10 protein-coding genes are annotated in these 14094 nt (G+C 68.5%); 5 read left to right on the top strand and 5 right to left on the bottom strand.

What is annotated here, in order from left to right:
• Window positions 1-6: 6 nt before the first annotated feature.
• Window positions 7-1425, top strand: coding sequence for an MFS transporter (locus WS78_RS22370; protein ID WP_038752749.1), 1419 nt, complete (start codon window positions 7-9; stop codon window positions 1423-1425).
• 443 nt (window positions 1426-1868) lie between these two features.
• On the opposite strand, the gene WS78_RS22375 is transcribed toward WS78_RS22370, so the two are convergent.
• The 5 genes from WS78_RS22375 to WS78_RS22395 all read right to left on the bottom strand — a co-directional run bounded on the left by WS78_RS22375 (window position 1869) and on the right by WS78_RS22395 (window position 8065).
• Window positions 1869-2882, bottom strand: a complete 1014-nt coding sequence (locus WS78_RS22375; RefSeq protein WP_059575938.1) for a DUF2891 domain-containing protein — start codon at window positions 2880-2882, stop codon at window positions 1869-1871.
• Between the two features lie 186 nt (window positions 2883-3068).
• Complete coding sequence (locus WS78_RS22380; RefSeq protein WP_394335893.1) at window positions 3069-3746, bottom strand: hypothetical protein; 678 nt, start codon at window positions 3744-3746, stop codon at window positions 3069-3071.
• A 749-nt stretch (window positions 3747-4495) separates the two neighbouring features.
• Window positions 4496-5584: a phosphorylase family protein gene (locus WS78_RS22385; protein ID WP_038752744.1), complete on the bottom strand. Its 1089-nt coding sequence runs from the start codon at window positions 5582-5584 to the stop codon at window positions 4496-4498.
• A 34-nt stretch (window positions 5585-5618) separates the two neighbouring features.
• Window positions 5619-6473: a hypothetical protein gene (locus WS78_RS22390; protein WP_038752742.1), complete on the bottom strand. Its 855-nt coding sequence runs from the start codon at window positions 6471-6473 to the stop codon at window positions 5619-5621.
• An 827-nt stretch (window positions 6474-7300) separates the two neighbouring features.
• Window positions 7301-8065 (bottom strand): TetR/AcrR family transcriptional regulator, encoded by a 765-nt coding sequence (locus WS78_RS22395; RefSeq protein WP_059575935.1) that lies wholly within the window; start codon window positions 8063-8065, stop codon window positions 7301-7303.
• Between the two features lie 203 nt (window positions 8066-8268).
• Between WS78_RS22395 and WS78_RS22400 the strand changes: the two genes are divergently transcribed.
• The 4 genes from WS78_RS22400 (at window position 8269) to WS78_RS22415 (ending at window position 14012) form a co-directional block, all read left to right on the top strand.
• A complete protein-coding gene (locus tag WS78_RS22400; RefSeq protein ID WP_059575933.1) occupies window positions 8269-9450 on the top strand; it encodes an isovaleryl-CoA dehydrogenase in 1182 nt (393 codons plus the stop codon).
• Between the two features lie 22 nt (window positions 9451-9472).
• Window positions 9473-11080 carry a carboxyl transferase domain-containing protein gene (locus WS78_RS22405; RefSeq protein ID WP_059575931.1) on the top strand — a complete coding sequence of 536 codons (1608 nt, stop codon included), beginning with the start codon at window positions 9473-9475 and terminating at the stop codon, window positions 11078-11080.
• A 19-nt stretch (window positions 11081-11099) separates the two neighbouring features.
• The gene (locus WS78_RS22410; RefSeq protein ID WP_038752734.1) at window positions 11100-11885 is read left to right on the top strand and encodes an enoyl-CoA hydratase/isomerase family protein; all 786 of its coding nucleotides are present in this window, start codon (window positions 11100-11102) and stop codon (window positions 11883-11885) included.
• 126 nt (window positions 11886-12011) lie between these two features.
• On the top strand, window positions 12012-14012 hold the full coding sequence (locus WS78_RS22415; protein WP_059575929.1) for an acetyl-CoA carboxylase biotin carboxylase subunit: 2001 nt from the start codon (window positions 12012-12014) through the stop codon (window positions 14010-14012).
• Window positions 14013-14094: the final 82 nt, after the last annotated feature.

Raw genomic sequence — 14094 nt, forward strand, 5'->3', positions numbered from 1 at the left:
CCCGCCATGGCTTCAACGGAAAGCGCCTCGCGCACGTCGGCGTGCGCGACGACGATCGACGCCGGCGCCATCTCGGCGCGCCTCGACCGCCTGCCGCCCACGCGCAGCGTCTGGAAACTGGTGGCGCTGCTGAGCCTCGGATTCTTCTTCGAGCTGTACGATCTGCTTTACAGCGGCTACGTGGCGCCCGGCCTCGTGAAGAGCGGCATCCTCACCGCGACGACGCACGGGCTGTTCGGCACGACGGGCGTCGCGAGCTTCATCGCGGCGTTGTTCGCGGGGCTCTTCGTCGGCACGATCGCGTGCGGATTTCTCGCCGACCGCTTCGGCCGCCGCGCGGTGTTCACGTGGTCGCTCCTGTGGTACACGGCCGCGAACATCGTGATGGCGTTTCAGGATACGGCCGCGGGCCTCAATTTCTGGCGCTTCGTCGTCGGGCTCGGGCTCGGCGTCGAAATGGTGACGATCGGCACGTACATCTCCGAACTGGTTCCGAAGCAGATTCGCGGCCGCGCGTTCGCGTGCGAGCAGGCGGTCGGCTTCGTCGCGGTGCCTGTCGTCGCGCTGCTCGCGTATCTGCTCGTCCCGCGCGCGCCCCTCGGCCTCGACGGCTGGCGTTGGGTCGTGCTGATCGGCGCGCACGGCGCGATCTTCGTCTGGTGGATTCGCCGCCGGTTGCCCGAAAGCCCGCGCTGGCTCGCGCAGCAAGGCAGGCTCGACGAAGCGGATCGCGTGCTCGCCGCGCTCGAGGCGAGGGTCGAGGCGGAGTATGGCCGGCCGCTGCCGCCGCCCGCGCCCGCCGAGCCCGTCGCGCCGCGCGGCCGGTTCCGCGACATGTGGGCGCCGCCGTACCGCAAGCGCACGGTGATGATGACGATCTTCAACGTGTTCCAGACGGTCGGCTTCTACGGCTTCGCGAACTGGGTGCCGACGCTGCTCATCAAGCAGGGGATCACCGTCACGACGAGCCTCATGTATTCGAGCGTGATCGCGCTCGCGGCGCCGATCGGGCCGCTGATCGGCCTCGCGATCGCCGACCGCTTCGAGCGCAAGGCCGTGATCGTCGCGATGGCCGGCGCGGCGATGATCGCGGGGCTGATGTTCAGCCGGGCGTCGGCGGCGTGGTGGCTCGTCGCGCTCGGCGTGTGCCTGACGCTCGCGAACAACATCATGTCGTACAGCTTCCACGCGTATCAGGCGGAGCTGTTCCCGACCGCCATCCGGGCGCGCGCGGTCGGCTTCGTCTATTCGTGGAGCCGCTTTTCGGCGATCTTCACGTCGTTCGCGATCGCGGCTGTGTTGAAGGGGTTCGGCACGCCGGGCGTGTTCGTGTTCATCGCGGGCGCGATGGCGATCGTGATGGCGTCGATCGGGCTGATGGGGCCGAGAACGAAGGGAATCGCGCTCGAGACGATTTCGCATTGATGCGCGCCGGGCGGGCAGCGCGCGTTCGATGTGTGCGCGTGCGTGCCGCCCACGCCTGGCGAAGCGTGCGCCGCCCGCGCTTGGCGCAACGCGTGACGGCCGGGCGGACGTGCGCGCGGCGTGCCGGCGCGTCGAATTCGGCCGCGATGCAGAGGCTGTTTGATCCGCGCCTTTCGCTTCCCGGCGAACTCACCCGATCGAGCCGGCCTAACCGGGCTCACCTGGCTGAGCTTGTCCAACCGCGCGCATCCGGCCAGACCCATTCGACCGGACCCATTCGACCGGACCCATTCGACCAGACCCATTCGACCAGACCCATTCGACCAGACCCATCCGGCCAGACCCATCCGGCCAGACTCATCCGGCCAGACTCATCCGGCGCGCACGGCGCACGCGGCTGCCCCGCGCCGCCGGATGCGGCCGCGCCATTTTCGCCGTCCGGCTCAAGCCTCCAGCGCAAGCAGCGCGAACGACGCGAGCCAGTGCTCGCCCATGTAGTCCCCCGCGACGTGCGCGAGCGCGCTCGCGAGATGCGCGTCGGCCGCGTCGGCGAGCGCCGTCTTGCGCGGATCGCCGTCCGGCAGCGCTCGCGCGAGCGAGCGCTGGCACCATGCGCGGCTCAGGTTCAGGCCGTCGAGGTGCGCGATCTTGCCGTCGGTGCGATCGGTGACGGTGGCCGGCGTGAAAAGCGTCGCCGGCTCGCGCGCGGCGAGCGACGGCAGGAACGCGTCGAACCAAGCGAGGAACTCGGCCGCCGGCAGCACGCGCCGCATCAGCTCCGCCTCCATCAACGCCGGCGACAGGAACTCGTCGCCGCTCGGCTCCCACGCCTGGCAGTTCGCGTCGCGCAGATGCCAGCGCCGCGCGGTGTCGACGATCAGCGCTTCGAGCGCCGCGCGCCCGGTTTGCCGCGCGAAGTCGAGCGCGAGCGACAGCGCGAACGCGGTGTTGAAGTGCGTGCCGACGCGCAGCGGATAGGTCGCCTTCGGCAGAAATTCGGTGAAGCGGTCGACGAAGATCTCCGTCAGCGGCGCGAGCGTGGCCGACCAGCGGCGGCCCGCATTCGACGTCATCGACGCGAGCTGCGCGGACAGCGCGAGCAGCCATCCCCAGCCGTACGGCCTCTCGAAGCCGAGATTGTGCGGCAGGCTCAAGTACGCCGCCTCGCCGGCGACGTTGTCGGCGGTGAAGTGCGCGTCGACGGTGTCGACGATCCGCTGCGCCTGTGGCAGATCCGCGAAGCGATCGAGCAGCCGCGTGACGAGCCAGTAACCATGCACGCACGAATGCCAGTCGTAGCTGCCGTAGAAGATCGGATGCAGCGCGCGCGGCCCGCGCACGTCTTCCGGGCCGGCGAGCGAGTGCGTGAGCTTGTTCGGGTATTCGCGCGTCAGGTGGCCGAGCGCGAGGTTCGCGAATTGCGAGGCGAGAGCGGGCGTCAGTTGTCGAGTATGCATGGCGAGGGCGTCGGGAAAGGCGGCGCGCGTCGCGCGCGGCCGCGGTCGACGACATGTTACCCGCCGATGCCGGAGCATGCATGAATGGCCGCGTTCGCCGCGCGGGCGCGCGGCGCGGCGAGGCACGGCGAGGCACGGCGTGGCACGGCGAGGCGCGGCGAGGCACGGCGTGGCACGGCGTGGCGTCTATGGGCGGCAGTGCAGCCGGCGGTAGCGGGCTTCGAGCTCGATCTGCTGCTCGCTGCGCTCGCGCTGCTCTTTTGCGTCTTTCTCGGTGGCCGGATAGGGCTTGTGAGCCCACGGGCGACTCCAGCGATCGGACGCGAGCGGCGCGAAGTTCGACGGTGCGCCGCCGTTCGCGGACGGCAGCGGCCGCGACGGCGGCGGCTCGTAGACGGGCGGCGCGGGGACTTTCCACGGCGTCGCGCTGTTGATCGTGCTCGGCGCGAGCAGCGACGGCGGCGCCGAGCGCGCGGCGGCTTGCGCGTGGCGCGCCAGATTGTCGATCTTCGACGCCAGTTCGTCGCATTCTTCCTGCCGGCCCTGATCCTGCGCGAACGCGAAGTTACGCTGCAGCGGCGCGATGTATTGCGGCTTCGCGTCGGGCTGCGCGTGCTTCGACAGCGTTTGCGGCGCGAGGCTGCGAGGCGGCGGCGAACGGAATCGGGCGGCCTCGGGCGGCGGCGTATGCAGCGGCGTGTGCGACGGTGTAAGCGGCGATGTTTGCGGCGGCGCTTGTGGCCGCATTGGCGACGAAGCCGTTTCGGGCGTGGGCGTTGCGCTCGACGGCGAGCCGCCGAGCGGCTGCGCTTGCGCGCTCGTGCACGCCGCCAGCAGGGTCGCGACCAGTGCCGCGCGCGACATCGGGACATTCATGTGGCGAGTAGCGACGAAAATCTAACGAGCCGCGAATCGTCTCATGGTTAACCCTGCGGTGTCGACCGGATTCGCGTGGAGATTTGTCTCGATGCGAATGACCGGCTCGGGCGTCCCGTCGATGAAAGCCCCCGGCCGCGTTTGCCGGCGCGCACCGGGCGAGCGGTTCTCGTCCGCGCATCAGCCGGCCGTTCAGGGCCGGCCGGCGCGCGGGGTGTGGCGCGCCGGTTGCATGATGCGCTCTCATGCGTCTCGGTCACGCGGATCGCACGCGCCGGCCGCCCCATGTTGCCGATTCCGTTTGGCGGAAATCGGCGCATGTCGCGCCATCCATTGCGTTCCTCCACCCATTCGATCGAGGCCCTCCGTTTCATGCCGAGGCGCCGATTGGGCGGGTGCGCCGGCAATGTGCCGCGCAGCCGCCTCCCGTTGCCGGATTGGCCGAGTCACGATGGTCGCGCATGCCGGGCCGAGGCCGCGCCGCCAGCCGCCTTGCCGATACGCTTCGCTTCGCTTGGCGGCATCCGTTGCCGGGAATGCCGAATGGCCGCTCTTCGTCAAAAGCGGGCGGCAGACGCGCGAGGCGCACGGTGGCCGCACCGGCCGGCGTTTTCGATTCGAAACGAAAGGCTGTCGCTCGGCAATCGCGCGGCAGCCTCGCCTCACAGGCGAAATTTATTTCGGATCGACGGCCGCAATTTCCACGGCGGCCGCACGATGCCCGCGAGGCCGTTGCGTCAGGCGTGCGCGCTCGTGATGATCGCCCAGGTCGCGATCACGCTGGCGGCCGTCGTATACGGGCCGTAGCGCGTATAGATCTGGCCCGCTTCCCGCTTCGCCTTTTCGATGTCGTTATCGGGATTGGGAATCTGCGGATCGGACACGTTGCGCACCGAGTACCAGCGAGTCAGCGGGAAGTCCTTCATCGTCAGTCCGATCATCGCGTCCCCCATGTCGCATGCGCGTCCCAGATTCTGCAAGCGATAGTGATCCGTCGAATCGTCGAAGCCGAAGAAGTCCGTCGTGACGAGCGCGTCGGCGGGCTTCGTGAAAATGGTCGGCACGGGCCGCGCCCCCTGGATGTACGCCGCGTTGACCTTCGTCAGATCGGGCGCGATTGCATCGATCGCGCCGGCCGGCAGCTCGGAAGGGCTGTATTCGGACTTCGCGAATGCGGCCTCCTTGAACTGCGTCGTGCAGTCGAACTTGACCTTGCTCGCGATCACGACATCGCCCAGTTTCGCTTGGGTGCCGATTCCGCCGCCCGTGCCCGTCGTGATCAGCAGCCTGGGCCGGATCGTCTGCACGAGCTCGGCGACGAGGCGTTGAAGCGGCGTGTGCGGGCCGTCATATGCGAAGTGCAGGCCGGACTTGAACAGCAGCACGCGGGCGTTGCCGATCACGCACGGGAAATACAGGCCGAGCGTGTGATAGTAGCGGGCCATGTCCGGCTTCGTGTCGTTGAACGGCGCGCGGGGCCCCGTGACGAGCGGGATGTACGCATCGACGCCGTGACGGTACAAATACCACGCCGACGGCAGATGATCGGGCGTGAAGAGCGCCGCGAGCGCCGCGGCCTCGGCGGCCGTCCACGTGACGACGAGCGCGTCGTAGCCGGCGAAGCGGGTGAGGTCGTCGTTCTCGTGCGGCGCGGGATCGAGCGGCTGCGCGGCGGGCCGTGCGCCGGCGGGCCACGAGACGGGGTGAGGCAGGCGGCTCGCCCTGGCCAGCAGCGCGGCTTCCAAGCCGCCCTTGACGAAGCGCTCGGCGGGCGCTTCGGGATCATAGTTGAGGATCAGATCCTCGACGTCGAATGAATGGTTCATGAGGGCACCTAAGTTGTTCGAATGATCGGGTGCTTCAGTACATCTTCGCGCGCTGGCTCGCGATTTCCTGCAGCGCCCTGCGGTGTTGCCGGCAGCGTTCGAGCAGCGGCTCGTTCAGGGATTTTTCCGACAGCTCGCGGGTGGTTCGCAATCCCGCCGGCGATCCGCGCTTCGTGTGCAGCCACTCTCTCAGGCTCTTTTCTTTGGTCTGCGAAGGACCGAGATCGACGATCGTCGGCGGCTCGCTCGGGTCCAGGTATTGCAATTGCCGGATTCGCTCGTTGCTCAGATCGATCCACGAGATGTAGCCGCCCGGCAGGATCTCGCGCGGCTTCGTGAGCGCGCCGGTGAAGCTGTAGCGCGTGCCGCTCGTGACGACCGGATCGTAGAAGTGCGGCGTGATGAAATCGGAGACGGCGATGCCTTGAATCGAATAGCTGTATTTTTCCGCTTCGACCGGATCGCAGCCTTCGACGAGGTACTCGAACTGCGCGCTGCCGTCCTGGATCTTGCCGCCGACGATCTCGATCGACGTCGACGACTGCAGACGGTTGCCGGCGGGATCGATCAGCATCTCGATCGTTTCGTGGCTCGCGGCGATTGTCCATCCGTCGTTGCCGCGCGTCGCGGCGACTTTCGCATACGGCTGGTTGTGCTGATCCAGGTGAAATCCGCCTTCGCCTTCGGGCAGGACGGGAACCAGCAGCACCGGCCATATGCCGGCCGGAATTTGATTCTGCGACGGCAAATGCCGGACGGTCGCCTGCACGTTCCAGAACGGCGGCAAATCTCGGATGACTTGCACGTTCAGTGCGGCGGCAGCGGCTTCCACGAGAGCGGGATCGATGGCGTTCGTCGTATCGACGAGGCCGATCTGGATGACAGTCATTTCGGTCTCCTACAGTAAATGCCTCGCCGGATCGGCCGGGCGTGACGACGCCGAGCGTGCGCGCGTCACGGCCCAAGGAAGCGGCGAGGCAATGAACGTCCGTGCGCGCAGACGTCGTCCGCGCGGCGGAGCTGAAAGACTTGAAAAGAGTGGAATGCGTGTGCGCTCCCCATGCGCACTTGTACCGGAATCGAATACTTTTAATCAGCGCAACGGCGAAGCGGGCGCTTCGGGGCGGCTGGTACGACTCCAGCGTAGGTTATGCGTCTCGAAAGTCAAGAGCGCTAAAACCCGATTAATCGTCGATTAGTCGTTCATTGATATTGCAAGTTTTTGCGCGGTTTTTCATTAAACGATAATTGAATTGCGATGCGTTTTCTCGTGTTCGTTTCGTGCCGGCCGCTCGATGCGGCGACGTCGCGGGGCGGCCGTGCCGGCCGTCGTTCGGGCTCGGCCGCGAGTGTCTCTTTCTGCGATGTTTTCGTGTGTGAGCGGCAAGTGCATGCCGGCGCGTCGGCGTGAGCGGCGACGCAAACATGCGCTCGGTTCGCGTGAGTGTGCGGCGGAATCGGAGCGATGCGCGTCGTTTCGCGATTCGTCGGCGGGCGGGCGATTAACCGAGCCGAATCGAATCAAATCGAGTTTAATCGAGGAGAAAGAAAGGAACGCGAGCGGTGTTTGAAAGAAAACCGAATGGCGGACCGAATGCGGCGATGCGCCCGGCCGTGACGAGTCGATCGCGAAGCGTGCGTCGATCTCGGGTGAGCGCCTCGCGGAGCGACGCCGTGCACGATGCGATGCGCGCGGCGCGCAGCGCGGCCCCTCGGCTACGCCGGCTTGCCCGGCTTGCGGCGCGCCGAACCCGCGCGCGCCGCCTGCGCGCACGCTTCGTCGAGCCGGCGCATCGCGTCGGCGACGTCGCTCCGAAAGTGCACGAGCGCCGCGTTCTCCGGCGCGGGCGGTTGCAACCCCGTCCAGAGCAAATCGATCAACTGCTCGGCCGTCGTCTCGGTATCAAGTTTCCGGTGCCCGAGAATCGCATCCCACAGCACATGCTCGATCGGCCCGAACACCATCGAGCGCAGCAGGCTGAGCGGAATGTCGGCGCGCACCTCTCCGGCCGACTGCCCGCGTGCGAGCACGTCCATCAGCGGCGCCGTGTAGCGGCGCTGCAACGCCGTCAATTCGTCGGCGAGCGCGTGCTGCTTCGCGCGCCCCTCGGACAGCACCAGCGCGCAGAGGCCGGTGCCGTTCACGAGCATCAGCCGCAAGTGCGTGCGGACGATGAACGCGAACTGCTGCCGCACCGACGCGTCGCGCGGCATCCCGGTCTCGAACGCGTCGATGATTTCGTCATACCAATCGGCGATCACGCGTGCGCACAGCTCCCGCTTGCCGCGGAAGTAGCTGAACACGGTCGCCTCGGACACGCCGACCCGCTGCGCGATCTCCGCCGCGGTCGCGTGCTCGTAGCCCTTTTCCGCGAAGACTTCGCGCCCGGCGCGCAGGATGTCCTGCACGCGCTGCTGCGATTTGCGGCCGGCGGGCGCGCGCGGCGCGTCCGCGCGCTCGGCTTTCTGGGGGGCGGTCATACGGGTTTTCCTGCGGCGTCGGGCGTCGTTGCGATGCCGTCGATCATAGCTGAGTATCGCTCAAAAAACTATTGACGCTTGAGCGGGTCAAGCGCGAAACTAACGAGAATTTCCGCAGAATACGGCAACGAAAGATGGATTCGCCGATTTGAGCGAGACTCAATAATCGGCGCTTCCGTGGACTTCCTGGAGACGGAGGAGACATGATCAACCTGCCCGGCGTGAACTTCATGCTCGGTGAAGACATCGAGATGCTGCGCGATTCGATCGCGCATTTCGCCGCGAAGGAAATCGCGCCGCGCGCGGCCGAGATCGATCGCACCGATCAATTCCCGATGGACCTCTGGCGCAAGTTCGGCGAGCTGGGCGTGCTCGGGATGACCGTCGCCGAGGAATACGGCGGCGCGAGTCTCGGCTATACCGCGCACATGGTCGCGATGGAGGAGATCTCGCGCGCGTCGGCGTCGGTCGGGCTGTCGTACGGCGCGCATTCGAACCTGTGCGTGAACCAGATCCACCGCAACGGCACCGACGCGCAGAAGCGCAAGTACCTGCCGAAGCTGATCTCCGGCGAGCACGTAGGCGCGCTTGCGATGAGCGAGCCGAACGCGGGCTCCGACGTCGTCAGCATGAAGCTGCGTGCGGACAAGCGCGGCGAGCGCTACGTGCTGAACGGCACGAAGATGTGGATCACGAACGGCCCGGATTGCGACACGCTCGTCGTCTACGCGAAGACGGAGCCCGAGGCCGGCGCGCGCGGCATTACCGCGTTCATCGTCGAGAAGGGGATGAAGGGCTTCTCGGTCGCGCAGAAGCTCGACAAGCTCGGAATGCGCGGCTCGCATACGGGCGAGCTCGTGTTCGAGGACGTCGAGGTGCCGCAAGAGAACATCCTCGGCGAGCTCAACGGCGGCGTGAAGGTGCTGATGAGCGGGCTCGATTACGAGCGTGCGGTGCTCGCGGGCGGGCCGACGGGCATCATGGCCGCGTGTCTCGACGCGGTCGTGCCGTATGTCCACGATCGCAAGCAGTTCGGCCAGCCGATCGGCGAATTCCAGCTGATCCAGGGCAAGATCGCCGACATGTACACGACGTTCCAGGCGTGCCGCGCGTATCTGTACGCGGTCGGCCGCCATCTCGATTCGGCGGGCAGCGCGCACGTGCGCCAGGTGCGCAAGGACTGCGCGGGCGTGATCCTCTACACCGCCGAGAAGGCGACGTGGATGGCGGGCGAGGCGATCCAGATCTTGGGCGGCAACGGCTACATCAACGAGTACCCGGTCGGCCGCCTGTGGCGCGACGCGAAGCTCTACGAAATCGGCGCCGGCACGAGCGAGATCCGCCGCATGCTGATCGGCCGCGAGCTGTTCGCGGAAACCGCCTGACCCAGCGCGCGGAGCCCACGCGATGCCGATCATCGAATCCAAGCTGAACCCGCGCGCCGACGAGTTTCGCGCGAACGCCGCGGCGCTCGAGGCGCTCGTCGCCGACCTGCGCGAGAAGATCGACCGGCTGGCGCTTGGCGGCGGCCAGGCCGCGCGCGACAAGCACCTGTCGCGCGGCAAGCTGCTGCCGCGCGAGCGGATCGCGCAACTGCTCGATCCGGGCACGCCGTTCCTCGAGCTGTCGCAACTCGCCGCATACGGGATGTACAACGACGACGCGCCGGGCGCGGGCATCGTCACGGGCATCGGCAGAATCGCCGGCCGCGAGTGCGTGATCGTCTGCAACGACGCGACGGTCAAGGGCGGAACCTACTATCCGGTGACCGTGAAGAAGCACGTGCGCGCGCAGGAAATCGCGGCCGAGAACCGGCTGCCGTGCGTGTACCTCGTCGATTCGGGCGGCGCGAACCTGCCGAACCAGGACGACGTGTTTCCCGACCGCGATCATTTCGGCCGGATCTTCTTCAACCAGGCGAACCTGTCGGCGGCGGGCATCGCGCAGATCGCGGTCGTGATGGGCTCGTGCACCGCGGGCGGCGCGTACGTGCCCGCGATGAGCGACGAATCGATCATCGTCAAGGAGCAGGGGACGATCTTTCTCGGCGGCCCGCCGCTCGTGAAGGCGGCCACCGGCGAGGAAGTGAGCGCCGAGGATCTGGGCGGCGGCGACGTGCACACGCGCCTGTCCGGCGTGGCGGACCATCTCGCGCAGAACGACGCGCACGCGCTCGCGATCGCGCGCACGATCGTCGGCAACTTGGGTGCGCGCCGCGGCGCGTCGCTCGCGATGCGCGAGCCGCTGCCGCCGCGCTACGACGCGAAAAGCCTGTACGGCGTGATTCCGGTCGATACGCGAAAGCCGTTCGACGTGCGCGAGGTGATCGCGCGCATCGTCGACGATTCCGCGTTCGACGAATTCAAGGCGCGCTACGGCACGACGCTCGTCACGGGCTTCGCGCGCATCTGGGGGCACCCGGTCGGCATCGTCGCGAACAACGGCATCCTGTTTTCCGAATCGGCGACGAAAGGCGCGCACTTCATCGAGCTGTGCTGCCAGCGCAAGATCCCGCTCGTGTTCCTGCAGAACATCACGGGCTTCATGGTCGGCCGCAAATACGAGAACGAGGGCATCGCGCGCCATGGCGCGAAGATGGTGACGGCCGTGTCGACCGCGAAGGTGCCGAAGTTCACGGTGATCATCGGCGGCTCGTTCGGCGCGGGCAATTACGGCATGTGCGGCCGCGCGTTCGGCCCGCGGTTCCTGTGGATGTGGCCGAACGCGCGGATCTCGGTGATGGGCGGCGAGCAGGCGGCGTCGGTGCTCGCGACGGTGCGCCGCGACGGGATCGAGGCGAAGGGCGGCGAATGGTCGGCGCAAGACGAGGAGGCGTTCAAGCAGCCGATTCGCGACCAGTACGAACGCCAGGGCCATCCGTACTACGCGAGCGCGCGCCTGTGGGACGACGGCGTGATCGACCCCGCGCAGACGCGCGACGTGCTGGGCCTCGGCCTTGCCGCCGCGATGAACGCGCCGATCGAGGACACGCGGTTCGGCGTGTTCCGGATGTGATGGACGCAAGGAGCCGACGATGCGCTACGAAACGATCGAAGTGACCGACGACGGCCGCATCGCGACCGTCACGCTCGCGCGCCCCGACGTGCGCAACGCGTTCAACGAGACGATGATCGCCGAGCTGACGACCGCGTTCGACCGCATCGACGCGCATCCGTCGCTGCGCGCGGCCGTGCTCGCCGCGCGCGGCCCGGCGTTCTGCGCGGGCGCGGACCTGAACTGGATGAAGAGGATGGCGGGCTTCTCCGACGACGAGAACCGCGCCGACGCGCGGCGTCTCGCGCGCATGCTCGAGGCGATCCATCGTTGCGCGAAGCCCGTGATCGCGCGCGTGCACGGCGACGCGTACGCGGGCGGCGTGGGGCTCGTCGCCGCGTGCGACATCGCGATCGCGGCCGAGGACGTGAAGTTCTGCCTGTCGGAAGCGCGCCTCGGGCTGATTCCCGCGACGATCGCGCCGTACGTCGTGCGCGCGCTCGGCGAGCGCGCCGCGCGGCGCTATTTCGCGACGGCCGAAGCGTTCGACTGCGCGAAGGCCGCGCAGCTCGGCTTCGTCCATGAGCGCGTGCCGGCCGATGCGCTCGACGCGACCGTCGCGAGGCTGGCCGAAGCCTTGTGCGCGAACGGCCCGCAGGCGGTGCGCGCGTGCAAGACGCTCGTGCGCGACGTCGCGGGCCGCGCGCTCGACGCCGCGCTGATCGAGCAGACCGCCGACTGGATCGCGAAGACGCGTGCGGGCGCGGAGGCGCGCGAAGGCGTCGCGTCGTTCCTCGAGAAGCGCACGCCGTCGTGGCGCGCGTGACGCGGCGCGCGCCGCCGCCGCCGCCCGCGCACAGCGGAGCGGTGCCGTAGCGGCCGTGACGAAGCGCGGCGCGCGGCCCGCGCACCGAACCGAATCCGTTATCGATCTTTCGTTTTCCGACCCATCATGTTCGACAAGATCCTGATCGCCAATCGCGGCGAAATCGCCTGCCGGGTCGCCGCGACCTGCAAACGCCTCGGCATCGCGAGCGTCGCGGTCTATTCGGACGCCGACGCGCACGCGAAGCACGTCGCCGCGTGCGACGAGGCCGTGCACATCGGCGGCCCGGCCGCCGCCGACAGCTATCTGCGGATCGAGCGCATCATCGACGCCGCGCGCGCGGCGGGCGCGCAGGCGATCCATCCGGGCTACGGCTTTCTGTCGGAGAACGAGGATTTCGCGCGCGCGTGCGAGGAGGCGGGGATCGTGTTCGTCGGGCCGCCCGTCGAGGCGATCGCCGCGATGGGCTCGAAGGCCGCCGCGAAGGCGCTGATGCACGCGGCCGCGGTGCCGCTCGTGCCCGGCTATCACGGCGACGATCAGACCCCCGCGCTGCTGCAACGCGAGGCCGACCGCATCGGCTATCCGGTGCTGCTGAAGGCGAGCGCGGGCGGCGGCGGCAAGGGGATGCGCGTCGTCGAGCGCGCGGCCGATTTCGCGGCGGCGCTCGCGTCGTGCCAGCGCGAGGCGGCGGCGAGCTTCGGCAACGATCGCGTGCTGATCGAGAAATACCTGCAGCGGCCGCGCCACGTCGAAGTGCAGGTGTTCGGCGACACGCACGGCCACGCGGTCTACCTGTTCGACCGCGACTGCTCGGTGCAGCGCCGCCACCAGAAGGTGCTCGAGGAAGCGCCCGCGCCGGGCCTCGCGGATGAGCTCCGGCAGGCGATGGGCGAGGCCGCCGTCGCGGCCGCGCGCGCGGTCGGCTACGTCGGCGCGGGCACCGTCGAATTCATCATGACGGGCGACGCGTTCTACTTCATGGAGATGAACACGCGCCTGCAGGTCGAGCATCCGGTGACGGAGATGGTGACGGGGCTCGATCTCGTCGAGTGGCAACTGCGCGTGGCGGCGGGCGAGCCGCTGCCGATGAAGCAGGCCGATCTGCACGTGCGCGGCCACGCGATCGAGGCGCGCCTGTACGCGGAGAATCCGGCGCGCGGCTTCCTGCCGTCGACCGGACGCCTGAAGCACCTGCGATTTCCGGCGGGCGTCGAATTCGCCATCGGCGCGGCCGTGCGGATCGACAGCGGCGTTCGCGAGGGCGACGCGATCACGCCGTTCTACGATCCGATGATTGCGAAGCTGATCGTTCACGGCGACACGCGCGCGCAGGCGCTCGCGACGCTCGGCCGCGCGCTGCGCGAATGCGAGGTCGTCGGCCTGCATACGAATGCGGAGTTCCTGCAGCGGATCGTCGCGAGCCGGCCGTTCGCCGACGCGGATCTCGACACCGGCCTGATCGAGCGCCATCGCGACGCGCTGTTCGCGCCGCAGCCGGCGCCCGCGGCGGCGCTCGGCCTCGCGTGCGCGGCGCTGCTCGCGCGCGAGCGTGAGTTCGCGGGCGAGGGCGGCGCGGCGTCGCCGTGGGGCGCGCTGCCGAACTGGCGGCTGAACGCCGGCTACCGGCGCACGATCGAATGGCGCGCGCTCGACGACGACGCGACGCTCGAAGTCCGCTATCTGGACCACGGCGGCGCGCAGTCGCTCGAAGCGGGCGGCGTCGCGAAGCCGTTCGCGTGGTCGCGCGGCGCGGGGCCGCTCGACTTCGACGTGACGTTGGGCGGCGTGCGCGCGAGCGGCCGCGTGCATGTCGACGGCGACACGTTCCACGTGTTCTGCCAGGGCGTCGCGTGCGCGTTCGTGTGGCGCAACCTGCTCGCGCACGCGGCCGATTCGACGGAAGGCGAGGGCCGGCTCACCGCGCCGATGCCGGGCAAGGTGATCGCGGTGCTCGTCGAGCCGGGGCAGAAGGTCGAGCAGGGCGATCCGCTCATCGTGATGGAGGCGATGAAGATGGAGCACACGATCGGCGCGCCCGCGGCGGGCGTCGTCGGCGAGGTGCTGTACGCGGTGGGCGACCAGGTGGCGGACGGCGCGCAACTGCTCGTGATGGGGCCGGCTTGAGCGAGCGGCGCACGTTAACGATATCTGACAGTCCGGTTACATGATGTCCGCTAGACTCGAATACTGGTGCGGGCGGTAGCGC

This window comes from Burkholderia savannae (genome assembly GCF_001524445.2).
Taxonomy (GTDB): Bacteria; Pseudomonadota; Gammaproteobacteria; order Burkholderiales; family Burkholderiaceae; genus Burkholderia; species Burkholderia savannae.

What these genes read in the sequence shown, in the direction of transcription:
- WS78_RS22370 (WP_038752749.1), top strand. Translation starts at nt 7, where the DNA reads ATGGCTTCAACGGAAAGCGCCTCGCGCACGTCGGCGTGCGCGACGACG.
- WS78_RS22375 (WP_059575938.1), bottom strand. Translation starts at nt 2,882, where the DNA reads ATGCATACTCGACAACTGACGCCCGCTCTCGCCTCGCAATTCGCGAAC.
- WS78_RS22380 (WP_394335893.1), bottom strand. Translation starts at nt 3,746, where the DNA reads ATGTCGCGCGCGGCACTGGTCGCGACCCTGCTGGCGGCGTGCACGAGC.
- WS78_RS22385 (WP_038752744.1), bottom strand. Translation starts at nt 5,584, where the DNA reads ATGAACCATTCATTCGACGTCGAGGATCTGATCCTCAACTATGATCCC.
- WS78_RS22390 (WP_038752742.1), bottom strand. Translation starts at nt 6,473, where the DNA reads ATGACTGTCATCCAGATCGGCCTCGTCGATACGACGAACGCCATCGAT.
- WS78_RS22395 (WP_059575935.1), bottom strand. Translation starts at nt 8,065, where the DNA reads ATGACCGCCCCCCAGAAAGCCGAGCGCGCGGACGCGCCGCGCGCGCCC.
- WS78_RS22400 (WP_059575933.1), top strand. Translation starts at nt 8,269, where the DNA reads ATGATCAACCTGCCCGGCGTGAACTTCATGCTCGGTGAAGACATCGAG.
- WS78_RS22405 (WP_059575931.1), top strand. Translation starts at nt 9,473, where the DNA reads ATGCCGATCATCGAATCCAAGCTGAACCCGCGCGCCGACGAGTTTCGC.
- WS78_RS22410 (WP_038752734.1), top strand. Translation starts at nt 11,100, where the DNA reads ATGCGCTACGAAACGATCGAAGTGACCGACGACGGCCGCATCGCGACC.
- WS78_RS22415 (WP_059575929.1), top strand. Translation starts at nt 12,012, where the DNA reads ATGTTCGACAAGATCCTGATCGCCAATCGCGGCGAAATCGCCTGCCGG.